A 24,609-nucleotide genomic window follows, 5' to 3' on the forward strand; every position below is an offset into this window, starting at 1 on the left:
CTCGCTTCATGAAGCATTCATTTTCGTTCCTTCACAGATATTAAGTAAATATTTATTCAATTTTAGAACGAAGAGGGAACGAAGGTGAAACGAAGGAGATACGAAGGGGATACGGAGAAGTGACGAAAAAGCAGCGGAAAAGCGAGGAAAAGACAAAAAATCAGAATCTTCGGGAAGGCTCCGGAGGGAGCTTGTTTTTTTGTTTTTTTATCAGTCCGTTAACCAAGATTAAGCGCCCGGAGTGAACCGCCGAATGGAAAATCTTGGGTACGGATGGTGCAAAAGAAGGTGTGTCAAAATGCGCACCTTCTTTTTTATGCACAAAGAGGCTGTGCCAAAACTCTTATAAACAAAAAGTCACCCTCGCTACAATTATCTGCGACGAGGGTGACTCCGTAGAAAGGGGCGTTTTAACACAAGCCCCCATATATCAAATATCGATCATACTACTATAAGTAGAAACCGAATCCAACCTTCACACCGAAACGTGACATATCTCCATCATTGAAACGCCATTTATAATAAACGGCAGGTTCAATGGTTACCGTACGCGAAAGGAAGTAAGCGTATCCGGCTTCGAGCCCCAGTCCCCAGTCCGTCTGATGTTTTCCACCACTCCAGCGGAAACGGTTCCAGTCGAGTCCGCCACCCAGATAAACACCTGTTTTATTGAAGTAGAAACGTACTCCGGTGCCCAATGTATACTCATCTATCGGTTTCGACCAGTCGGCCCCGGCATTTACCATCAAGGCAATACCCTCAGCTAAGAATGTGCCGACTTGTGCACCAACTCCAAATTTTGCTTTATCGTTTTCACTATACGAAAAGTCCAATCCCGACAATGAAGGATTAATAATCGTAATTCCTTTCTCAAATTGCGCCTGTGCAGTGAAAGAGACTGCCAATAAGCAAAGAGCCAAAGCTAATTTCTTCATAAACTTACTTTTTTAAGTGAATAGATTGTTCGTCTTTTTTGCGGCGTTCGCGCATTTGTTCCTTTTTCCGAAGCACCAGCCAAAGAAGGAGGACGATGACATAAGAAACTGCCACCGTAATTATTTTCTCTGTCGGGCCGACTTCCGTATTACGAGGCAACAAATAAGCCGCCGTTACGGATACATAAATAAGGAATGCAAGCGCCACTCCTGTTGATTTTCTTATTTTCTTCATTCTGTTGATTTTCTTGTTTTCTTCATTCTGACAATTTTCTTGTTTTCTGCTTGCCCAGCCAGACATAGAACCAAGCTGCCGCAATCACCACACACGCTATGCCGATGCCGTAGGAGACTGCATGCGAAAGTCCCAATCCTTCGGGAGCAATGCATATATAAGTTGAACATACACATGTCATAAACAGTGCCGGTATCAAAGTAATGATATAAGGTTTTCTGGATACCGCCAGAAAAACCGTTATAGCCCACAAGGTAAACACAGCCAATGTCTGATTTGCCCAGGCAAAATAACGCCATATCATATTAAATCCGTTTGCATCACGCAAACTATACAAAAGCAAACCAATAGCTACTACAAACATCGGAATACAAATGTACAAACGACGGCGCATACTTTTTTGCTCCATGCCCAAGAAATCCGCCACAATCAGACGTGCCGAACGGAAGGCGGTATCTCCCGAAGTAATCGGAGCGGCAATCACTCCCAAAATAGCAAGTACTCCGCCGATTGCTCCCAACCATTCTTTTGTGATGGCATCAACGATAACAGAAGCATTGCTTTCTTCCATTCCGTTCTCATGGAAAAAATAAGTAGCGGCAGCAGCCCAAATAAGAGCAACAATGCCCTCGGTAATCATTGCACCGTAAAACACCGGGCGACCGTGACGTTCCGAGGTCATGCAACGTGCCATCAATGGGCTCTGCGTAGCATGAAAACCGGATATGGCACCACAGGCAATGCTCACAAACATAATCGGGAAGATAGGAAGTTCGTTCGCTTCCGGGTTCGTATTTTGCAATCCGTCCCACAACTCCGGCAAAGCGGGATGGTTAACGTAGAGCATCACCAGAATGCCTACTGCCATAAACAACAAGGCAATCGCAAACAATGGATAGATTTTACCTATTATTTTATCAACAGGCAACAAAGTAGCCAGCATATAATATGCAAATACAACGATAATCCAAAACGTAGCATCCAAACTTTCCGGAGTGAGTTTTGCCAACAATCCGGCAGGTCCCGCAACGAAAACCGCCCCTACCAGAATCATTAAAATGACAGTGAATCCTCTCATCACCTGCTTGGCGGTCAGTCCTAAATAACGGCCTATTATTTCCGGCAAGCTTTCGCCTCCATTACGCAAAGAAAGCATTCCGGCAAAATAATCATGCATTGCCCCCGCAAAAATACTTCCCAGCACAATCCACAAGTATGAAGAGCTACCGAATTTCGCTCCCATGATGGCTCCGAAAATAGGACCTAATCCGGCAATATTGAGAAATTGAATCATGAAAATCTTCCAGGTGGGCAATGGAATATAGTCCACTCCATCCGCCTTGGTAAGAGCCGGCGTCTTACGGTCATCCGGACCAAAGACGCGTTCCATCAGGCGCCCGTACGTAAAATAGCCTACTATCAGTGCCAGCAGACATAGAGTAAATGTAATCATAGCGTGTCGTTTTTTTAACTTGGCAAATGTAACATAATCTCTCGAAACAGCCCAACATTACCGACACTTTTACTAACTTTGCGGGGATTTAAAACGAAAAACAAAGAATATGCGTCGATATATTTTCATTCTTTCACTTTTGTTTCCTTTCCTCTCCGTAGCCGCACAGCCCAAGCACGAGGTTCGTGCCGCCTGGCTCACTGCTCTGTATGGTCTTGACTGGCCTCGTACACGTGCTTTAAGCCCTCAAAGTATCTGCAAGCAAAAGGAAGAATTGGTGGATATTCTCGACAAGCTGAAAGCTGCCAACTTCAATACCGTCCTGTTTCAAACACGTACACGCGGGGACGTGTTATATCCCTCGTCTATCGAACCTTTCAACGCTATCCTGACTGGGAAACCCGGTGAAAATCCCGGATATGACCCGCTCGCCTTTGCCATCGAAGAATGTCATAAGCGGGGGATGGAGTGCCACGCCTGGATGGTGACTATCCCATTGGGAAACAGGAAACACGTTGCTTCTCTCGGCAACCGTTCCGTCACCAAACGGATGAAAGACATTTGTGTACCGTATAAGAATGAATATTTCCTCAATCCGGGACATCCGGGAACCAAAGAGTATCTGATGAAACTGGTGCGGGAAGTCGTAAGCCGTTATGATATAGACGGAGTGCATTTCGATTATTTGCGTTATCCGGAGAATGCCCCTCTCTTTCCCGACAAGTACGACTTCCGCCGATATGGCAAAGGGCGTACAGTAGAGCAATGGCGACGGGACAATATCTCAGAAATTGTACGCTATATATATAAGGGTGTAAAAGCGATGAAGCCGTGGGTGAAGCTAAGTGCCAGTCCGGTAGGAAAATACCGGGACACCTCGCGTTACTCTTCCCGTGGGTGGAATGCTTTCTTTACCGTTTATCAAGACCCGCAAGGATGGCTCGGCGAAGGCATCATAGACCAGATATATCCGATGATGTATTTCCAGGGAAACAGTTTCTATCCTTTTGCCCTCGACTGGCAGGAACAGAGCAACGGACGACAGGTGATTCCGGGACTCGGCATCTATTTCCTTCATCCCGACGAAGGCAAATGGACACGCGCTGAGATAGACCGCCAGATAAACTTCATCCGCAATCATAAAATGGCTGGTGAAGGGCACTACCGTGTGAAATATCTCATGGAAAACACCCAAGGCATTTATGATGAACTGGCCGAAAACTTCTACGCATATCCGGCTTTACAGCCTCCTATGCCTTGGTTGGATAATGTGCCGCCCACAGCTCCGTCCGAACTGAAAATAACTAATATCGACCATGGATATACGGAATTAACCTGGCAGGCTGCTACTGATAACGATCAGCGTAACAAGCCCATGTATGTTATTTACGCTTCTAATGAGTATCCGGTAGACATCGACCGACCGGAAAATATCGTTGCACAGAATATCAGGGAGACAAGTTATATCTATGCCCCTATTCTACCTTGGAATGCGAAAAAGCATTTCGCAGTGACGGCTATTGACCGCTATGGAAATGAAAGCGTAGCGATACAAGAAGGAAACTAGAAGTACAAACCCTATTTGAAACAATTTTTGAAACTAACCGTATACAACAGGTGATGTTGTTGCTCTTTAGTCGCAAACCCTTTATTCATCGGATGAAATCGGATAAACAAGAAAAAAGTAGAGAGGAAGATTGAGAATAAATATCCAGTGGGAAGATATGCCGGTGTATGTGAATATTTAGCACCATACAAGAATGAGTCAAATTTAAATTATCACTTGGTTCATTTCTGTGCCAGAATAAACTAAATGATATTTTTCCAGTTAAACAAAATTATAACGCCCGTTCTTTGAGATATTGAAAACGAAATATTACGAAAATAATGATTATCTTTGAACCACTAAAAAGAGATTAACAATGAATGACCTGCTTCGTAAACTCCCTATCGGGATACAGACCTTTGAGAAACTTCGTAAGGGTGATTATCTATACGTAGATAAGACAGAGCTTGTATGGAAAATAGCTTATACATCTACTCCATACTTTCTGAGCCGTCCACGCCGTTTCGGTAAAAGTCTTCTCCTCTCTACCTTTGAAGCCTACTTTGAAGGAAAGAAAGAACTCTTCGAAGGGCTTGCCATTGAAAAGCTGGAAACGAAATGGGAAAAGCATCCTGTGCTACATCTGGATTTGAATGCCGAAAAGTACGATTCTCCGGAAAGACTTTATGACATCCTCAGCCGTCAACTCACCTTATGGGAGATTCAGTATGGCAAAGGAATAGACGAGAACACTCTTTCCGGTCGTTTCTCCGGCGTCATCCGCCGTGCCTACGAACAAACCGGTAGCAGCGTTGTAGTCCTGGTAGACGAATACGACAAGCCTCTATTGCAAGCTTTAGGCAATGACGCCTTGCTGGATGAATACCGTAAAACCCTGAAAGCCTTTTACGGAGTATTGAAAAGCACCGACCGCTACCTGCGTTTCGTCTTCCTCACAGGAGTGACGAAATTCTCGCAAGTAAGTGTATTCAGTGACCTCAACCAGTTGCAGGACATCACCTTATGGCCCGATTACGGAACCCTTTGCGGCATCACTCTCCAAGAATTAGTGGATACCTTCCAACCGGAAATAAAGATACTTGCAGCCAATAATTCCATTTCTTATGATGAGGCGGTGCAGCGAATGACACGTCTTTACGATGGCTATCATTTTTGCATCAACTCGGTAGGCATTTTCAACCCGTTCAGCATACTGAATGTCCTGAAATCAAAAGTGTTCGACAATTACTGGTTCCAAACCGGTACTCCGACTTTCCTCGTCGAGATGCTGCAAGAAACCGAATATGACCTGCGTACTCTGCTTGACGGAATCGAAGCACCGTCTTCCATGTTCTCCGAGTATCGGGTAGATTCCAACAATCCGATTCCGCTGATTTACCAAAGCGGCTATCTGACGATAAAGGCTTATGATGAACGTTTTCGCAACTACCTGTTGGAATTTCCGAACGATGAGGTGCGTTACGGTTTCATGGATTTCCTAGTACCGTTCTACACTGGAGTGAAGAATAACGATCAAGGCTTTTACATCGGCAAGTTCGTCAATGAGTTAGAGAGTGGAGACTACGATGCCTTTCTCACCCGCCTGCAAACCTTCTTTGCCGATTTCAATTACGAACTGAACGAGCAGACAGAACGCCACTACCAAGTAGTTTTCTATATTGTCTTCAAACTTATGGGACAGTTCACTGATGCCGAAGTGCGCAGCGCCCGCGGTCGTGCAGATGCCGTAGTGAAAACACCTAAATATATCTATGTCTTCGAATTCAAACTGCATGACACGGCAGAAGCGGCATTGAAGCAGATTGACGATAAAGGCTACTTGATACCGTATCAGGCAGACGAACGTGAAGTGATAAAAATTGGAGTAGAGTTCAGTACGGAAAAACGCAATATCAATCGCTGGCTAGTGTGAACAGATAAAGTTAAATATTATCGGGAGCTACCAATACCCACGCCCGATAACAGCTTCTCCTATGAACAGGAACCAAAGGTAAATAACCGGCGTACACTCTACCTTCCCTGATTTCCAACGGATAAGTTGCGGACATTCGTTCATGTTCCTGCAAAGCTTCACCTTCTGAAGGATGATAATCAATCACAAAACGTCCTGTTGAACCTGGACGTACATAACGGTCATGTAAAAAACGCGCAATGACTCCCATATTCATGCGCAGATTGATTTCCACACAGGGATGAATCCGAAAAACCGGCTTTTCATTTTCCGGAAACCGACAAATCATCATATCAACTCCAAGATAACCTTTATAAACGGTTCCCACCAACGCAGAAAGTCTGTATTTCAAACAGTTCTCCAAATCCATCAGAGCCTCTGAAGGGATATATTGCGCAAGTTTTTTCCGGATTGCCTCATTAGAAAGCAGACAGTTCCCTTCATACATTCCACTCTTTCCGGTATGGAAGAGGGAATATCCCACAAACGTCAATTCACCTGCACCATCGGAATAAAACTCCATGGCAAAATCTTCTACCTTATTATATATAGGCTCCGCAATGACTCCACCCTGCGAAGCAGCCACACGAGTACACCAGCCGGAGATGAAAGAAGTAAATATGCCTTTACACCAGTTCAGACCTTTACCGCTTCCCGAAAGCGGAGCTTTCAACAAACATTCCTTCCGCCCTTCCACAAAACGCTTCCATTCCTCCGGGGTCTTTAAATAATAAGATTCGCCGCAGAAATATTCATTCAGTTGTAATTCAGGAAGTAACGCGACGGCTTTAGAACGATGAGAGTATTCCCGCAGATCGTTTAATTGCCCCATAGAAGGCAGCAGGACTTCATCCACACCCAACACAGAAAGCCGCTTCCGTAAAGCCACATCCCATCCCCAGGGACGAATATCCAAATCCTGTTCAATAGCAAGTTCCGGCTCCGTTATCAAATCAACCGAAAGTCCTAATAATTCCTGTATCTTCTTCACATAGTCGAGATTATAGGCGGAAGGAGCCAATACCGCACTCCCCTCTTCCGCATACCACATCGGAAGCAAAGCCAATTCGGAAGCCATACGTCTTGCCGAAGCCGGAGCCATATAATTTGTTTCACCGCTGGCAAGCGCCAAATCATGTTCCGGATTGAATAGATAAAGAGCCTTTTTTGTCATTTCAAATGAATTCAAAACTTTATTCTGCAAATATATACAGGAAATAGCCAGGAAGGACTACAATAAACAGAAAGTTGGAATTAAACACACAATTTTGCCATCTCTACTTTGCAAATCCTAAAAAAAGCAGTATATTTGCCACTCGAAAAACAAAGAACTGAAATGGAATCATTCTACCGCACACACGCCTACCTCGTTGAGCACACCAATGCCCCCGTTCGCCGCGATCTCATGGACGAGATCGACTGGAGCGACCGCCTGATTGGTATCAAAGGGACACGTGGCGTAGGAAAAACCACTTTCCTTCTCCAATATGCCAAAGAGAAATTCGGGAACGACCGTTCCTGTCTGTTCATCAACATGAACAACTTCTATTTCTCGGGTCACAGCATTATAGAGTTCGCCAACGAATTTCAAAAACGTGGCGGAAAAGTATTGTTGATCGACCAGGTGTTCAAACATCCGGAATGGAGCAAAGAGTTACGCATGTGTTACGACCGTTTTCCTAATCTGAAAATTGTCTTCACCGGCTCGTCCGTGATGCGACTGAAAGAAGAAAATCTCGAACTGCGTGATATTGCAAAGAGCTATAACCTGCGTGGATTCTCTTTCCGCGAATTTCTGAACTTGCAGACAGGTATGAAATTCAGAGCATACAGCCTCGAAGAAATTCTTAGCACTCACGAACAGATTGCCAAAGGAGTACTCTCCAAAGTTCGTCCGCTTGACTATTTTCAGGATTACCTGCACCACGGATTCTATCCGTTCTTCCTCGAAAAACGTAACTTTTCGGAGAATCTGCTGAAGACGATGAACATGATGGTGGAAGTAGATATCCTGCTCATCAAACAAATTGAACTGAAATATCTTTCAAAGATAAAAAAATTGCTATATTTGCTCGCTGTCGACGGACCGAAGGCTCCAAATGTGAGCCAACTGGCAAGCGACATACAGACATCTCGCGCCACGGTGATGAACTATATCAAGTATCTGGCAGATGCGCGACTCATTAATTTGGTTTATCCGAAAGGGGAAGAATTCCCTAAAAAACCTTCGAAAATAATGATGCACAACTCCAACCTGATGTATTCCATCTATCCGGTGAAAGTGGAAGAGCTGGATGTGCTCGACACATTCTTTGCAAATTCTTTATGGAAAGACCATAAGATACATAAAGGGGATAAAAACGTCTCTTTTATGGTAGACGAAGTAATGCCGTTCAAAATTTGCCAGGAAGGCGCAAAAATCAAGAACAATCCGAATGTAACGTACGCGTTGCATAAGGCTGAAATAGGTCGGGGCAACCAGATACCCCTCTGGATGTTCGGCTTTTTATATTAAAAGATTTATTTACTTAAATATTTAATTTAGTTATGACTAAACAGAAGAAATTCATCACTTGTGATGGTAACCAGGCTGCAGCACATATCTCGTATATGTTCTCTGAAGTAGCAGCTATCTACCCCATCACTCCTTCTTCGACTATGGCTGAGTACGTAGACGAATGGTCTGCCGCAGGACGTAAGAACATCTTCGGCGAAACAGTATTGGTACAGGAGATGCAATCTGAAGGTGGTGCTGCCGGTGCAGTTCACGGTTCTCTTCAGGCGGGTGCGTTGACTACTACTTACACTGCTTCCCAGGGTCTTCTCCTGATGATCCCTAATATGTACAAAATTGCCGGTGAGTTCTTGCCTTGCGTATTCCATGTATCTGCTCGTACATTGGCTTCTCACGCATTGTGTATCTTCGGTGACCACCAAGACGTAATGTCAGCTCGTCAGACTGGCTTTGCGATGTTGGCTGAAGGCTCTGTACAGGAAGTTATGGATTTGGCTGGTGTTGCCCACTTGGCTACCATCAAATCTCGCGTTCCGTTCATGAACTTCTTCGATGGTTTCCGCACATCTCACGAAATCCAGAAGATCGAAATGTTGGAAAATGATGATCTTGCTCCGCTAATCGACCAGGAAGCTTTGGCTGAATTCCGTGCCCGCGCACTGAACCCGATGAAACCGGTAGCTCGTGGTATGGCTGAAAATCCTGACCATTTCTTCCAACATCGTGAATCATGCAACAACTACTATGAAGCAGTTCCTGCTATCGTAGAAGAATACATGAATGAAATTTCTAAAATCACAGGTCGTAAATACGGTTTGTTCGATTACTATGGTGCAGAAGATGCAGAACGCGTAATTATCGCTATGGGTTCTGTAACAGAAGCTGCCCGCGAAGCTATCGACTACCTGGTAGCAAACGGCGAAAAAGTGGGTATGGTTGCCGTACACCTGTATCGTCCGTTCTCTGCTAAACACTTCCTGGCTGCTGTACCTAAGACTGCTAAAACTATCGCAGTTCTTGACCGTACTAAAGAACCGGGTGCTAACGGCGAACCTCTTTACCTTGACGTTAAAGACTGCTTCTACGGTGCAGAAAATGCTCCGGTTATCGTTGGCGGCCGCTACGGTTTGGGTTCAAAAGATACTACTCCTGCTCAAATCCTTTCAGTATTCGAAAACTTGGCTATGCCAATGCCGAAGAACCACTTCACTATCGGTATCGTAGACGACGTTACTTTCACTTCTCTTCCTCAAAAAGAAGAAATCGCTTTAGGCGGCGAAGGTATGTTCGAAGCTAAATTCTACGGTTTAGGTGCTGACGGTACAGTAGGTGCTAACAAGAACTCTGTAAAGATTATCGGTGACAACACTGACAAACACTGCCAGGCTTACTTCTCTTACGACTCTAAGAAGTCAGGTGGTTTCACTTGTTCTCACTTGCGTTTCGGTGATACTCCGATCCGTTCTACTTACTTGGTAAATACTCCGAATTTCGTTGCTTGTCACGTTCAGGCTTACCTGCACATGTACGATGTAACTCGCGGTTTGCGTAAGAACGGTTCTTTCTTGCTGAACACAATCTGGGAAGGTGAAGAACTGGCTAAGAACCTGCCTAACAAGGTTAAGAAATATTTTGCACAGAACAACATTTCCGTATATTATATCAACGCAACTCAGATTGCACAGGAAATCGGTTTGGGCAACCGTACCAACACGATCCTTCAATCTGCATTCTTCCGTATCACAGGCGTTATTCCTGTAGAACAAGCTGTTGAGCAGATGAAGAAATTCATCGTTAAGTCTTACGGCAAGAAGGGTGAAGACGTTGTCAACAAGAACTATGCTGCCGTTGACCGTGGTGGTGAATACAAGACTTTGGCTGTTGATCCTGCTTGGGCTAACCTGCCGGATGACACAAAAGCTGAAAACAACGATCCTGCATTCATCAACGAAGTAGTTCGTCCTATCAATGCACAGGATGGTGACCTGCTGCCTGTATCTGCATTCAAAGGTATCGAAGACGGTACTTGGCATCAAGGAACTGCTAAATATGAAAAACGTGGTGTAGCAGCATTTGTTCCCGAATGGAATCCGGAAAACTGTATCCAGTGTAACAAGTGTGCGTACGTTTGTCCTCACGCTGCTATCCGTCCGTTCGTGCTTGATGCAGAAGAACAGAAGGGTGCTCAGTTCACACAATTGAAAGCAGTAGGTAAAGCATTCGACGGCATGACTTTCCGTATGCAAGTAGACGTGCTTGACTGCTTGGGTTGCGGTAACTGTGCCGACATCTGTCCGGGTAATCCGAAGAAGGGTGGCAAGGCATTGACCATGAAACACCTCGAAAGCCAATTGGCTGAAGCTGCCAACTGGACTTACTGCGTAGACAACGTGAAGACTAAACAACATCTTGTTGACATCAAGGCTAACGTGAAGAACTCACAGTTCGCGACTCCATTGTTCGAGTTCTCAGGTGCTTGCTCAGGTTGTGGTGAAACTCCGTACGTGAAACTGATTTCTCAGTTGTTCGGTGACCGTGAAATGGTTGCTAACGCTACCGGATGTTCTTCTATCTACTCCGGCTCTGTTCCTTCTACTCCTTACACTAAGAACGAAAACGGTCATGGTCCTGCTTGGGCTAACTCACTGTTCGAGGACTTCTGTGAATTCGGTTTGGGTATGGAATTGGCTAACGAGAAGATGCGTGCCCGTATCGTGAAAGTGATGAACGAGGCTATTGCTGCCGAGTGTACTCCTGCTGAAGTGAAAGAATTGTTCACCGAATGGATGAACAATATGCTGGATGCAGAAAAGACTAAGGAATTGGCAGCTAAAATTATTCCGGTTGTTGAAGCTAACAAGGATAAATGTAACCACTGCAAACAAATCGCTGAACTGCAACAATATCTTGTTAAACGCAGCCAGTGGATTATCGGTGGTGACGGTGCTTCTTACGATATCGGTTACGGTGGCCTTGACCATGTAATCGCTTCCGGTAAGGACGTTAATATCCTTGTTCTGGATACTGAGGTTTACTCTAACACAGGTGGTCAGTCTTCTAAGGCTACTCCGGTAGGTGCTATCGCCAAGTTCGCTGCTGCCGGTAAGCGCGTACGTAAGAAAGACCTCGGTCTGATGGCTACTACTTACGGTTATGTATATGTTGCACAGATTGCTATGGGTGCTGACCATGCTCAAACGCTGAAAGCTCTCCGCGAAGCAGAAGCATATCCCGGACCATCTTTGATTATCGCTTACGCTCCGTGTATCAACCACGGTCTGAAAGCTGGTATGGGTAAGAGCCAAGAAGAAGAAGAAAAGGCTGTAGCATGCGGTTACTGGCACTTGTGGCGTTACAACCCGGCTTTGGAAGCTGAAGGCAAGAATCCGTTCCAGTTGGATAGCAAAGAACCGAACTGGGCTGATTTCCAAGGTTTCTTGAAGGGTGAAGTTCGTTACGCTTCTGTAATGAAACAATATCCTGCTGAAGCTGAAGAGTTGTTCAAAGCTGCTGAAGAGAACGCTAAATGGCGTTACAACAGCTACAAACGTCTGGCTAAAGAAAACTGGGGTGTTGCCGAATAATCGGTTGCCACACTGTTGACAGATAAATAATCAAGTAGGAGGAAAACGAAGTTATTGTTTTCCTCCTACTTTTGTTTTTTTTACCCACCAAACTACTGAATATCACGGCTCTTTCATTTAACTTTGATGCTATAATGCACCACTGTTTAATCACACTGTGCCCCAGAAAAAGACCACTCCGTATGGAGCCGAAAGAGATTCACAGCCATAGGATATGCAACGCAAACACTTACGCCTGCATATGGAAATGAGTTAAAAAGTGACTTTGGAGTAGCCCTTACCAGTGGACGTGCTGTCTATTTGCACAAAAAGCCATTATTCGGTAAACTCAAGTTTGCATTTAATTGGGGCTCGGATATCAGCTATACCAAGTATAAGAACTACAAAGAAGAGTATAACTACAGTGCTGCTGACGAAATGGAAATCCAAGACTACGGTTTGCATCAATGTGACAATACCCGTTCAATGGCGGGCTGAAGTTTTATCCTTTTCTTTTCAACAAATCCGTCGGGCTCTCGCCAAACTGTTCCTTATAGCATTTGGCAAAATAAGAAGGTGAACTGAAACCGACTTCATAACCAATTTCGGCTACCGTCATATCCGACGAAGCGAGCAGAGACGCAGCTCTCTTCAGACGGGCAATACGGAGCAATTCATTAGGAGAATAATTAGTCAAGGATTTTATCTTCCGATAAAGCTGCACACGGCTCAAGCCCATTTCTTTGCCCAAATCTTCTACATTCAAACCGGAATCTCCCATCTTTGCGTCAATCAAGGCTTTGAACTTTTCTACAAAATCCTTGTCCATATCGCAGACATCTTCTTTGGCCAATGCCTGTCCGCCACCAAAGAATTGTTTCAGGCGACGATGCGAATCTATGAGGTTGCGGACACGCGCCAGCAACAATTGCGAACTGAAAGGCTTGGAAATGTAAGAGTCCGCACCACCATCATAACCTTGAATCTTCTGTTCATCCAAAGAACAGGCAGTCAAGAGGATAACGGGAATATGGCATGTTTGCAGTTCGCTTTTCAGACGACGGCAACATTCAATACCATCAATGCCCGGCATCATCACGTCAGAGATGATCAAATCCGGAACATATTTCATAGCCTTGCGGATACCTTCCGAACCGTCCGCCGCTTCAATGACAGTATAGTCTGTATGAAGTAGTCCATGAACATATGAACGAATATCCACATTATCATCAATGATAAGTACGGAAGGTTTGGAAGAATCATAGTTCTTTTCCAGTTCCTCTTCCTCAATGGGCAAAGCATCGTTCAAGGAAGAAGCTTCGGAAACAGAAGATACCGGAGATTCTTCCAAAGAAGAGGTCTCGCAAGCACAAGTCCGTACCGGCAAATCGACGGTGAAGACGGTGCCTTGCTTTTCGTCACTTTCCACTGATATAGTCCCACCATGCAGCTCGACGAAAGCCTTTACCAAAGCCAGCCCTATCCCCGAACCGGCATGGTGCATATCAATTTTATAGAAACGGTCAAAAATATTACGGATATGTTCGGCTGAAATCATCGAACCGGTGTTGGATACGGTAAAATGAATCCATCGGTCATCCTCTTTTGTCAAGGCAGACAAACGGACGGTAACTTTACCATTCTCCGGCGTAAACTTGAAGGCATTGGAGAGAAGATTAAAATAAATGCGTTCCAACTTCTCTACATCTGCCAAGGTATGGTAGTCCGTATCCGGCATATTGTCAAAAGAAAAATGAATATGCTTTTTGCGGGCTGCCGCCAGGAAAGATTCGTTCCAACCTTTGAAAGAGGAAAGAATATCAACCGGAACGGGGGTATATTCCATCTTCCCGTTTTCGTATTTACGGAAATCCAATATCTGATTGACCAAACGCAAGAGGATATTCACGTTTCGTTGCACCAACAGTAGCATCCGGTGTTGGTCGTCACTCAACGTCTTATCAGCCAACAGATGCTCCACAGGGTCGGCCACCAAAGTTAAGGGAGTTCGGAAATCATGAGAGATGTTCGTAAAGAAAACAAGTTTGGCGTGGGTGGCCTCTTCCAGCTGATGAGAAAGCTGTATTAACTGGTCACGCTGTTCTGCCAGTTTGTCGCGCTGTTGTTCCAATTGGTCGCGCTGCTCTTCCAACTTATCCCGTTGCTCTTCCAACTGCCTTTTCTGTTCGGAGAGCTCTCTATTCAAACGATTTTTAGAACGCAGCGAGTTGTAGACAACTACCAATAATCCTGCCACCAGCAAGAGAATAACCAAACCGCCATACATCACCACTTGTTGTGTAGCCACACGTGACAAATATCCATCGATACGTCCGTTCAGTGTTTCTATCTTTTCGTCCAGTTCCGAGATGTGAGCAGTCTGAAGTTGCATGACATGTGCGTTAGTCCGGTCTACTACCGCTGTATTCATTATGGTTTCACGCGGGTAAGGTTTTGCTTCGAGAATATTCATTGCCAGTTGCAGTACTTTATCACCGTTAGTCGGATAAATAAAGGTAGCGTTCAATACACTGTCAAGCACAAGCTCCAGTCCGTTTCCTTTGCCCGGCAAGGCATCGATACCGACAAATATCATTTCTTTCTCCCGCCCCGCCTTTCTGGCAGCCTGATAAGCTCCGGGAGCTATGCGGTCATTATGCGCATATACGGCATCAATCTTCGGATGGCAACGGAGTATGCTATCCATTGCTACTTCCGCCGGTTCGCGCTCCCAGGCTGCATCCGCTTTATCAATCAGCTTTATATCAGGAAAGTTACTGATAGCCGCCATAAATCCCTGATGACGTTCCATTGCAGGAGTCGATCCACTCAGTCCGGTAAGCTCCACCACATTTCCTTTTCCTTTCAGAGTGGATGCCATGTAATTTCCTACTGCGCGGCCTATTTCATAATTATCAGCACTGATATATGCAGTATATTTATCAGAAAGAATCTTCCGGTCGACCAAGATAACAGGGATTCCCTTTTGGTAAGCCTCTTCCACAATCGGAGTCATCGGGGCCGCTTCATTGGCAGAGATAATCAGCAAATCGACACCTTTATCTATGAAATAACGGACATCTTCCGCCTGCTGACGGTTATCATCGCCCGCCGACCGTATCTCTACCGACACTCCGTCATAAAACATGGCTTCACGGAGAATCTCATCATTCATCTTATGCCGCCAGGAATCATCACTACACTGAGCCACCCCAATACGGAAACGGGGGGCATCCTGCCGACAGGCAGTCATGCCGATAAGACAAAACAATATCACTATCCACTGCGTGTATTTCATCGGTTTAATCGTTTTAAATACTTTCATCGTTTTCATAGTACTTAGCAGATTGATTCAGAACAAAAATAAAAATAAATCTGCAAGTTAGCTAACTATCCCCCGATTTTTCTACAAATTACTCTCTCTAAAGAAGATAAGATAACTAAAAATATTCACCGGGAAATTATTAACAAAAGTATAAGAGGTAAACAAAACACTTAATCAATGTTATAAAACATCTCTTTTTATTTGGATTATTTGCAGATTTCACAGAAGTCCGTATCTTTGCACTGTGTTTTTCATAGTATTAGATTTAAGGTTAACAAAGGTTGGAGCAAGGCGTTGCTCCTTTTTTTATGCCTATACGCGAACACATACTACTTGAACCCTACTACGGTTATCGTATAAGCTATCATGGCTCAGTAATAATATTGTTCTCTTAAGCACATATTTTTTACATTAAACAATCTTTTAACTATTCCGAAGAATTCAGAAATACACTTTCCTGCATGTCTATCAAGCTACAGGGTAACATCATGGAAATATAATATATTTCCTCCTCAGGTTGACGAGGAATAGAGGTCACTTCTTTCATGTTCCCATATTCTTTCAAAAAATTGTCTATTTGTTCGAATACCTCAATAGGAATATGATCCAGCTTTATTGTACAAACATACATAATATGCAGAAACCTTCCATCCAGTCCATGCCTAATCATAATCGTGAAATCATCATCTTCTTTTGTTAACTGCATATCCTTCAGATAAGGTCCAACATAACGTTTCACTACATCACGGGGATCGACTTCTCCAACAGTTATCCTATAATAATCTCTCCAATCCTTTTCATTTTCTTTATCTACAGCACACTGGACATTACAAATACGGATACGATTATTATAATACATTTTTTCATACACATTATGTTCCTTTGTCTGCACATAGACAATGGTATCTTTAGCAAACAGATTTATACCTATAAATAATAGACTGAAAAATAAGATTGTTCTCATAAACATTTTATATTTCATTATTTACAATTTTCCTTTATCAATCCTAATATTTTATTTAAAACTATAGGACCATAAGATTCGTTATATTTATATCCATTAGTAATTGAATAAGAACGGTCATAAACATAAAATAAAGAAGACCATTCTCGGAAATCCGAATCGGTTATAGATTCTGGAATCCCCTTTTTAGTTAAACGACTCAGCCAATCTTTATATATAGTTTGTTGTTTATCCCATTCTTCATGATTTTCAAGTTCATTCTTGTAAAATTCTCCACAAACTAACGGATATAGTTTACTCTGCCAATCCTCATATGTAGCCCTTTCTATTTTCCCTTTAAATTTCGAATAAAATACAATATCATCAATTAATACCCTTTCATACTCCATCATTCCACGTGAATCCAATCCCTCATACATTCCTTGCTCTATTTGCAGTAAGTGTATCAATTCATGACTAAAGGTACGAGCACAAATATATTCCTCATCACCAAACTTCAAAATTACTCTCACCGGATTGCCTTCACCATCCAATAATACAGAATTCCCTCCGCTTCCTTGCAAACTCGGGTCTATTTTCACCGAACTGAACTGACATTCTTTCTTCGTCAAGTAATTAAAAGCCGCCTCAATATAACAATTATGATTGATTGCTTCTTGAATTGCTTCATTTAATTGCTCCAGTTGTTTGGAAGTTAAATTCCCTTCATCATATATAATCTTTTCCACCAACGGATAAAAAGGAGGAGAAGATGTACCACTACTATTACTACCACCACCTGTAATGATTGTCCCACTACCGGACGGAATATATCCATCAGTACCAGCAAATCGACATGTATATTGACATCTAAAACCATATTGGCGGTACTTCCAGTAGGTATTCAAAAAACGGGCCAAATTACTCATTACCCTTCGGGCGTATTCAACATCTACAATTCTATCAAAAACAAACAATCCTTCCATACGAAAAGCAGACATATGAATACATTCTAAATATACAGGGAACCCTCCCGGCATTTCAGCACCAGATATTAAAAAGGTTTCGATTTCATTTTTCAATTCTTCAAGGTTAACAGTAGAGACAATAAGACCATTATGAGTCCAACTACTCAAACCCGTATATGTATAATCCATCTCCACTCCCATGCTATCACCATATCCATAACCAGACACTGTACCATACCGTGTTTGTACCTTTCCATTTGTTATTATTGGGAATTCCTCCAATAATATAGCAGGTGCCACTAATTCATCGTCAATGACAAGCCCTTCTTTTCTTCAGTCCTTAAAAAGTGATGAATACAAATATTGCTTGATAATAGGTATTTGCTCATTCAAAACAACCGCATCTATACGGAACGGCACTCCCAATATCCCATCCATTCGTTTAGTTTCCCAAGAAAAAAGTTCGTCCACAGGATAAACAATACATCCTTCTACTATATTATCTGAATTTGTATATGGCACGGAATAATACATTCCATAATCACCGGAAGCCTCCAAAACAGTATATTCATATAATGCAGTCTTATCGGAAAGTTCTCTTTCAAATCGTTCATAACTTCCTTCTTGTTCCTGCATCAATCGGATAAGTTGCAGTGCACCCACATTTTTTACTCCTTCTTCCCCCCCAAAAACATACGTCCACAGGAGAGGGAGGCGTACAAGCAGACACAACTATTATTAATAACAAGACCGAAATCTGTAAATGTGTTCCCTCATATCAAGCAAAGACTTATATTATTTTACAAAGATATGTTTTCTCTGTTCAGAACCAAATAAAAAATAAGTTTTAACAAATGAACGGACAAATTACTCTATTAATACAAAAAATTCCACAGTACAAATGTCATTACGGCAAATATACTGTGAAATACTTATTATATCTTTACTCTAACAAACGAACGATTATAACAATCTGTCTTTCAACACCTGCGGAAGTTCCGGCATCGCCCCGCTCTGCGTGCAGACATAAGCAGAAACTTCCACCGCCAGCTTATGAGCTTCGGGAACCGGCTTGCCATTCAATATGGAAGCACAGAAAGCTGCCGTGAAAGAATCGCCCGCTCCTACCGTATCGGCTACGGGAACTCTCGGCGTTTCCTGGAAAGAGACAACGCCCGGAGTAAATACATAGCTGCCATTGATGCCGCAAGTCAGAATCAACATTTTCAGATTGTACTTGGCCAACAGAATCCAGCACTTGTCCTGCAAGTCGATGCCCGGATAACCGAACATACGGCTGATGGTCACCAACTCTTCGTCGTTTATCTTCAAGACATTGCAGCGTTGGAAGGAATCGCGCAACACTTCTTTGGTGTAGAAGTCCTGACGGAGATTGATGTCGAATATCTTTAATTGTCCGTCTATATCGGGCATGGTGTCCAAGAAGCGGTTGATAGTGGCGCGACTTGCTTCATTGCGCTGCGCCAACGAACCGAAGCAAACGGCACGTGTGTTCAACGCCAGACGTTTCAGTTCGTCCGTGAAAGGAATGTTATCCCAGGCAACCCCCTCCTTGATTTCATAACAGGGCACACCTTCGGCGTCCAGTGTCACTTGCACCGTACCGGTAGGATAATCTACCCGTTCAATCTGAGTATTCAGTTTCTTGTCTTTAAAGACCGACATAATCTCATCCCCCAGTTCGTCATTGCCTACCGCACTGACTACACGGCTGTCAAAGCCAAATTGCGAAACATGATAAGCGAAGTTTGCCGGAGCACCGCCTATTTTCTTTCCTTCGGGCAGCACATCCCATAGTGCTTCACCCATTCCTACTATCGTATTATTCATGATAAACAGAGTTTAATTGATTCCCAAATATAAAATTATTTTCTGATACGGAGCGTATAGAACAGCAGATAAAGCACACCGATTGTCATTACTGCAATAGCGCCGTTCTGTCCCAGTGAAGTGTCCGAAGCCACTCCCATCGCCAACGGAAATACCGTTCCACCGAAAAGCCCCATAATCATCAGACCGGAGACTTCGTTTTTCTTACTCGGCAGATAAAGCAACGCTTGCGAGAAGATGACGGAGAATACGTTAGAGTTACCGAAACCAATCAGGGCGATGCAAGCATAGATAATCGCTTTCTCGTGGAAGATGAACAAACCAATCATGGCAACCAACATCATTACTACACTGATAGCAAAGAAAGATTTCGGAGACATCTTGCGCAGAATGAAAGAACCCAGGAAGCAACCCGCCGTACGGAAGATAAAATAGAGACTTGTCGCGAAAGCGGCATCATCCAGTCCCATTCCGATGCGTTCCATCAGAATCTTCGGAGCGGTAGTGTTCGTACCTACGTCGATACCGACATGACACATGATACCGATGAAGCAAAGCAGGATGAACGGTTTGCCGAGCAAAGCGAGACATTGTCCGAAAGTAGACGGTCTGCCTTCTTCTTTTTCTTCTTTAATCTGTGTGACATTGAGCAACAGAACAGCAATAACGGCTACAATCATGTAAATCGGGAACAGGATGCGCCAGCCCAAATCGAAAGTCGGGATGGCTTGTGTAGCTCCCCACATGGCAATATAAGGAGCAAGGAAAGAAGCGATGGCTTTTACAAACTGACCGAAAGTCAGGCTACTTGCCAGGCGGTCACCCCTCACGATGTTGGAGAGCAAGGGATTCAGAGAGGTCTGCATCAATGCGTTTCCGATACCCAAGAGGGAGAAAGAAATCAGCATCAGCATATAACTGTCACCGAAAATCGGCAATAACAAAGAAGCAAAAGTGACAATCAGACTGAGCAATACAGTCTTCTTCTGACCGATACGGCTCATCAGCATCCCTGTCGGTACGGAGAAAATCAGGAACCAGAAGAAGACAAGTGAGGGAAAAATGTTTGCTTGTGAGTCCGACAGACCAAGGTCTGCCTTTACATAATTGGAAGCAATGCCTACCAAGTCAACGAACCCCATGGCGAAAAAGCATAGCATCACCGGGATAAGTTTGGAGAGAGAAGAGTTTTTACTGTTTTCCATTGTTATATCTGTTACTTAAATTTCGCATACCTGTTTATCCGTATGCTACAAAGTGAATCTGTTATTGTATAATTTCTGTATCTTTAGGGCTTAATTTGTCCGCCCTTACGGGAGCAAACCTGTTTGCCCCTTATCCGATTCTTGCTTCACACCGCTATAATAGGATGAAAGCTACGATATTGTTGATTTGTCACGGCCGTGACAAATTCTCTTCATGGCTGTGGTAGCTTCTCTTCATGCCCGTGAGAAGAATCTACCACTGCCGTGGCAAGCTACTTATACCGTAGGCTTAACAGAAGTATACCGTTACCTTAAGTGTAGGAACCCGTAAGGGTGGATATACTCTGCCGTAAGGAACCGGGAAAAGAGCCTACAGATTACATAGAAGAGTCCTATGGCTTCAACCGGTAAACCACAAACGAATCTACCTTATAGGATCCGCCCTTGCTGTAAAAGCCGATATGGCAGTAAGGCTCCGACGGGAATACCTGATTGGTCATTGCGAAACGTCCACCGTCACCGAATGCTTCTACACTTGATTTATCTACAAACAGGCGAAGTTTCAGTTCATTCCTTCCGCTTTCGATAGCCGTCCACGTCAGCGTCGGGAAATTTTCGTTGAAGCTGACATCTCCGCTTTTACGGCGGTCCATAGAGAATTTGTTCTCTTTCATGTCATATTGCATGTCCACTTCCTCGCCCTTATCATTGTAGAGACGGAAGCCGATAATGTCTGCATGTTGGTTCTTGATGGTCAGTTCTATTTCGTAAGCACCTTCGTTACCCGGAATCATTTCTTTGACCGTGCGTGTTCCACTTACTTTGAACGAACGTTTCTTCGAAATGTCGCGCAGTTTCAGCAGTTCGGGAGAAGGGGCGGATTTGAGATAAATCTCACCGTCTGCGGCAAACAGGCTCAAATCGCGGGGAACGGAGTTCGGACTACGGTATTGGGAGGTAGGAACATCATTTGCATATTGCCAGTTGCTCATCCATGCGATGGCGATACGGCGGTTGTCGGGGGCATCACTCCAAGTAACAGTAGCGTAATGGTCTTTTCCCCAGTCCATCCATTTGGTTTTGGAGGGTGATTCGTTTACAAACTCTTTTCCGTTGAAGGAGCCTACAAAATATTGAGTAGCACTTCCTCCGAAAGGACCTCCTGGATTCAAATTACAAAGCAACACCCATTTCTTATCATTGGTACCTTCTACTGGAAGTTCAAACAAATCGGGACATTCCCACACGCCGCCATGTGCACCTTGTCCTTCACCGAAACGACTTTCAAAGGTCCAATCTTTCAGATTAGGAGAAGAGAAAATCTGCATTTCCTGCCCTACTGCCAATACCATAATCCACCGATGGGTTTCTGCATGCCAAAACACTTTCGGGTCGCGGAAGTCACAGACCTCAGACACCAGAACGGGATTGTTTTCGTATTTAGTAAAAGAACGTCCGTTGTCGGTGCTGTAAGCTATACTTTGCACTTGCCGGTCACTGCTTTGAGTGTAGATAGCAACAATAGCACCTGCACCAAATCCTGCTGTATTATCGTAATCCACCACAGCCGAGCCACTGAAAATTGTTCCTAATGCATCAGGAGCTATAGCAACAGGAAGATGTTTCCAGTTTACGAGGTCTTTGGTGATGGCATGTCCCCAGCTTAGATTTCCCCATTGAGAACCATAAGGGTTGTATTGATAAAACAGATGATATTCACCGTCTTTATATACCATTCCGTTCGGGTCGTTCATCCAACCATAAAGGGGCGAAAAATGATAAGTGGGACGGTACTTTTCCCGATTAGCTGTATCAAACGTATCGGATAATCTCATTTCCTTGCAGCAAACCGTATTTTCAGGAGAAAAGTTTGTATGAAGAGGATCATTCGTTTGTAGTTTAAATTTGCAGGAAATCGTCCGGCCTGAATAACTGGAAATGTCTACAGGAACAAAGTAATCCACTTTATGCATCGCCAGCCGTACATCCAGCCATTTCACCTCTTCATTATTTATAATCATACTGATACGTACATCGGGGGCAGTTTCTTCTACCGGTAGAAGAAAAAACTTCTGATTGGTATTAATACGTACCATGTAATGTCCTTCTCCAAGATTCTTTATCAATAAAGGAGAATCTGCTGCGCGGAGCGAAAAAGAAAAAGTTATAAGTAAAAAATAAATCAGAACAGCCTGAAATTGCTTAGATAAAAGAAATACATTCATGTTTCAATGGTATTAAAATATGATTAAAGTATGATTGATGTAGGCAAAGGTAGGCGCTTCGGGATGAAACGCCTATCAAATTTGTTTCAAACGCTGTAAAAAATGTTACTTCCGCATGATTCGAGCCTATTCATAATTCTTATTCTGGGTATATAATCCTGGAATATAGTACAGTTGGTTATAAGGTATCGGGAAGAACTCATTTTTTCCCGCTTCATAATGAGCATCCTTATAATATTGGGCATAGGTCTGTCCGTCATATACACTGTTTTGTTCGCTTGCAAAGTAAGCATTCAGCGTTTTAGAAGCAATCCCCCAACGGCGCAAATCAAAATAACGTCCGTTTTCCATCGCCATTTCCAAGCGACGCTCCCAACGCAGACACTTACGCGCAGTTTCCTTGTCTTGGAAGTAAGACTCCGGATAAATCACAATCTCACACTGTTCTTTTGCATAAGAAATGTGTTTTTCAATCGAATTGGCTGCACGCTGACGAATATCATTGATAATGACACGGGCTTTGTCCAGTTCGTCCAATTCAATCAATGCCTCAGCACGCATCAGCATCACATCCGTATAACGGAATACATAATCGTTCATTGCGAACGCCTGCCATGATCCGTTGTAAGTCTCTCCTTTCGAACGTTGGGGCACTTCTTTCAAGGAAGTATAATAGCCATACGTATTCGGCGTACGGGAGTTGTCTTTCGTCATCACATATTCTGCTTCATATTTGTATGGATAGGTAGGCATGCCGACTGTATGAAAGAGTCTGGGGTCCCATTTCTGTTCGTTCACTTCTCCGTTGACCGGATAGCTGATTTGATGATTATAGTCATCAAACATCGGCAGACCATTCTCTGTCTTGAATGCATTCACCAGATTCTGCGAAGGCTTATGAAAGTCCCATCCGCAAGTCCACATTCCCCAACACCCATTCAACATATTCGACCAGTTGGCACGTCCGAAACTTGTGTTATCATCCTTATAGTCGGAACATTGTACGGCAAAGACCGATTCCTTGCTGTTCTTGTAATCCGGCAAAAAGATGTCGCCGAAATCTTCCAGATAATCATACTTGGAATCTTCAACGTCTTTCGTATATGTTACCACCTTGCTCATATATTCTTTATTTATATGAGATACGCCGGTAGTCGCTTCATAACCGTCTCCCCATGCCAAGTTCAAATAACACTTTGCCAGGTAAGCCGCAGCGGCAATCTTATTTACCCGTCCGCCATTAGCCTGTTCGTCCGGCAGCACATTATAGGCAGTTTCAAAATCAGCTATTATTTTACCAAAGAGTTCCTGATACGTAAACTGGTCATTTCTTATCTGCTCGATGGTATTGTTTGAATACGCCACTTCATCAATCCAAGGAACTTGGCGAAACACGGTCAACAATTTATAATAGAAGTGCGCGCGTAAGAATTTAACTTCCGCAATGCGCTGCTTACATAAATCCTCACCAAGTTTGTTCACTCCGTTTCTGTCCAAAGACACTAACGCACGATTGCAACGGGAAACGGCACAATAGAGACGATACCAAAGCTCGTCCATCTCACCCGGAGTAGTAGCCGTCAACGTAGACCAAATCTCAAAAGGATGATAGCCGGTGTCGGTCGTCCCGGAACCACCTTTCAAACAGTCGTCAGATGTTATATCACCATAAGGAAACAGATTGAACGGATAGGAAAACCAGCAGTCGCCCAACATGGCATAAGCGGCATTCACCATCTTCTCCGGTTCGGAGAACGCTTTATCTTCATCAATCACTGCTGTGGGATTATAGTCGAGAAAGTCATTACAGTTTGTAAAGGATACACCCATCAAACAGGCAAGTGCAAATGTATATATTTTCTTTTTCATTGTT

At 43.7% G+C, this 24,609-nt stretch carries 16 protein-coding genes; 4 read left to right on the forward strand and 12 right to left on the reverse strand.

Features of this window, described 5'->3' with window-relative positions; genetic code table 11:
* Window positions 1–449: 449 nt before the first annotated feature.
* Genes A4V03_RS12870 through A4V03_RS12880 form a run of 3 tightly spaced genes read right to left on the reverse strand, consistent with a single transcriptional unit; the run spans window position 450 to window position 2,623 of the window.
* Window positions 450–935, reverse strand: a complete 486-nt coding sequence (locus A4V03_RS12870) for an outer membrane beta-barrel protein (protein WP_065539172.1) — start codon at window positions 933–935, stop codon at window positions 450–452.
* A gap of 4 nt (window positions 936–939) precedes the next feature.
* On the reverse strand, window positions 940–1,170 hold the full coding sequence (locus A4V03_RS12875) for a hypothetical protein (RefSeq protein ID WP_024986718.1): 231 nt from the start codon (window positions 1,168–1,170) through the stop codon (window positions 940–942).
* Between the two features lie 22 nt (window positions 1,171–1,192).
* Window positions 1,193–2,623 carry a carbon starvation CstA family protein gene (locus A4V03_RS12880; RefSeq protein WP_065539173.1) on the reverse strand — a complete coding sequence of 477 codons (1,431 nt, stop codon included), beginning with the start codon at window positions 2,621–2,623 and terminating at the stop codon, window positions 1,193–1,195.
* A 109-nt stretch (window positions 2,624–2,732) separates the two neighbouring features.
* Between A4V03_RS12880 and A4V03_RS12885 the strand changes: the two genes are divergently transcribed.
* Window positions 2,733–4,190, forward strand: coding sequence for a glycoside hydrolase family 10 protein (locus tag A4V03_RS12885; protein ID WP_065539174.1), 1,458 nt, complete (start codon window positions 2,733–2,735; stop codon window positions 4,188–4,190).
* Between the two features lie 355 nt (window positions 4,191–4,545).
* Window positions 4,546–6,102, forward strand: coding sequence for an ATP-binding protein (locus A4V03_RS12890; protein WP_065539175.1), 1,557 nt, complete (start codon window positions 4,546–4,548; stop codon window positions 6,100–6,102).
* 10 nt (window positions 6,103–6,112) lie between these two features.
* Here the strand turns inward: A4V03_RS12890 and A4V03_RS12895 are convergent, their stop codons facing one another.
* Entirely contained in the window at window positions 6,113–7,315 is a 1,203-nt protein-coding gene (locus tag A4V03_RS12895) for a hypothetical protein (RefSeq protein WP_065539176.1), read from the reverse strand.
* Between the two features lie 162 nt (window positions 7,316–7,477).
* Between A4V03_RS12895 and A4V03_RS12900 the strand changes: the two genes are divergently transcribed.
* Window positions 7,478–8,656, forward strand: a complete 1,179-nt coding sequence (locus tag A4V03_RS12900; protein ID WP_065539177.1) for an ATP-binding protein — start codon at window positions 7,478–7,480, stop codon at window positions 8,654–8,656.
* A gap of 32 nt (window positions 8,657–8,688) precedes the next feature.
* Window positions 8,689–12,240 carry a pyruvate:ferredoxin (flavodoxin) oxidoreductase gene (nifJ, locus tag A4V03_RS12905; protein WP_065539178.1) on the forward strand — a complete coding sequence of 1,184 codons (3,552 nt, stop codon included), beginning with the start codon at window positions 8,689–8,691 and terminating at the stop codon, window positions 12,238–12,240.
* A gap of 481 nt (window positions 12,241–12,721) precedes the next feature.
* Here nifJ and A4V03_RS12910 read toward each other — a convergent pair whose 3' ends face one another.
* The 8 genes from A4V03_RS12910 to A4V03_RS12945 form a co-directional block, all read right to left on the reverse strand.
* A complete protein-coding gene (locus A4V03_RS12910; protein WP_065540418.1) occupies window positions 12,722–15,517 on the reverse strand; it encodes a hybrid sensor histidine kinase/response regulator transcription factor in 2,796 nt (931 codons plus the stop codon).
* 454 nt (window positions 15,518–15,971) lie between these two features.
* Window positions 15,972–16,508, reverse strand: coding sequence for a hypothetical protein (locus A4V03_RS12915; protein ID WP_141243563.1), 537 nt, complete (start codon window positions 16,506–16,508; stop codon window positions 15,972–15,974).
* A 17-nt stretch (window positions 16,509–16,525) separates the two neighbouring features.
* Window positions 16,526–17,755, reverse strand: coding sequence for a hypothetical protein (locus A4V03_RS12920; protein ID WP_065539180.1), 1,230 nt, complete (start codon window positions 17,753–17,755; stop codon window positions 16,526–16,528).
* Window positions 17,756–17,788: 33 nt separating this feature from the next.
* Entirely contained in the window at window positions 17,789–18,118 is a 330-nt protein-coding gene (locus tag A4V03_RS12925) for a hypothetical protein (protein ID WP_141243564.1), read from the reverse strand.
* 300 nt (window positions 18,119–18,418) lie between these two features.
* A complete protein-coding gene (locus A4V03_RS12930; RefSeq protein WP_065539182.1) occupies window positions 18,419–19,306 on the reverse strand; it encodes a carbohydrate kinase family protein in 888 nt (295 codons plus the stop codon).
* Window positions 19,307–19,341: 35 nt separating this feature from the next.
* Window positions 19,342–20,511, reverse strand: coding sequence for an MFS transporter (locus tag A4V03_RS12935; RefSeq protein WP_065539183.1), 1,170 nt, complete (start codon window positions 20,509–20,511; stop codon window positions 19,342–19,344).
* 392 nt (window positions 20,512–20,903) lie between these two features.
* The gene (locus A4V03_RS12940) at window positions 20,904–22,736 is read right to left on the reverse strand and encodes a DUF4980 domain-containing protein (protein WP_065539184.1); all 1,833 of its coding nucleotides are present in this window, start codon (window positions 22,734–22,736) and stop codon (window positions 20,904–20,906) included.
* Window positions 22,737–22,862: 126 nt separating this feature from the next.
* On the reverse strand, window positions 22,863–24,605 hold the full coding sequence (locus tag A4V03_RS12945) for a RagB/SusD family nutrient uptake outer membrane protein (protein WP_065539185.1): 1,743 nt from the start codon (window positions 24,603–24,605) through the stop codon (window positions 22,863–22,865).
* Window positions 24,606–24,609 lie beyond the last annotated feature (4 nt).

The organism is Bacteroides caecimuris (genome assembly GCF_001688725.2).
Lineage (GTDB): Bacteria > Bacteroidota > Bacteroidia > Bacteroidales > Bacteroidaceae > Bacteroides > Bacteroides caecimuris.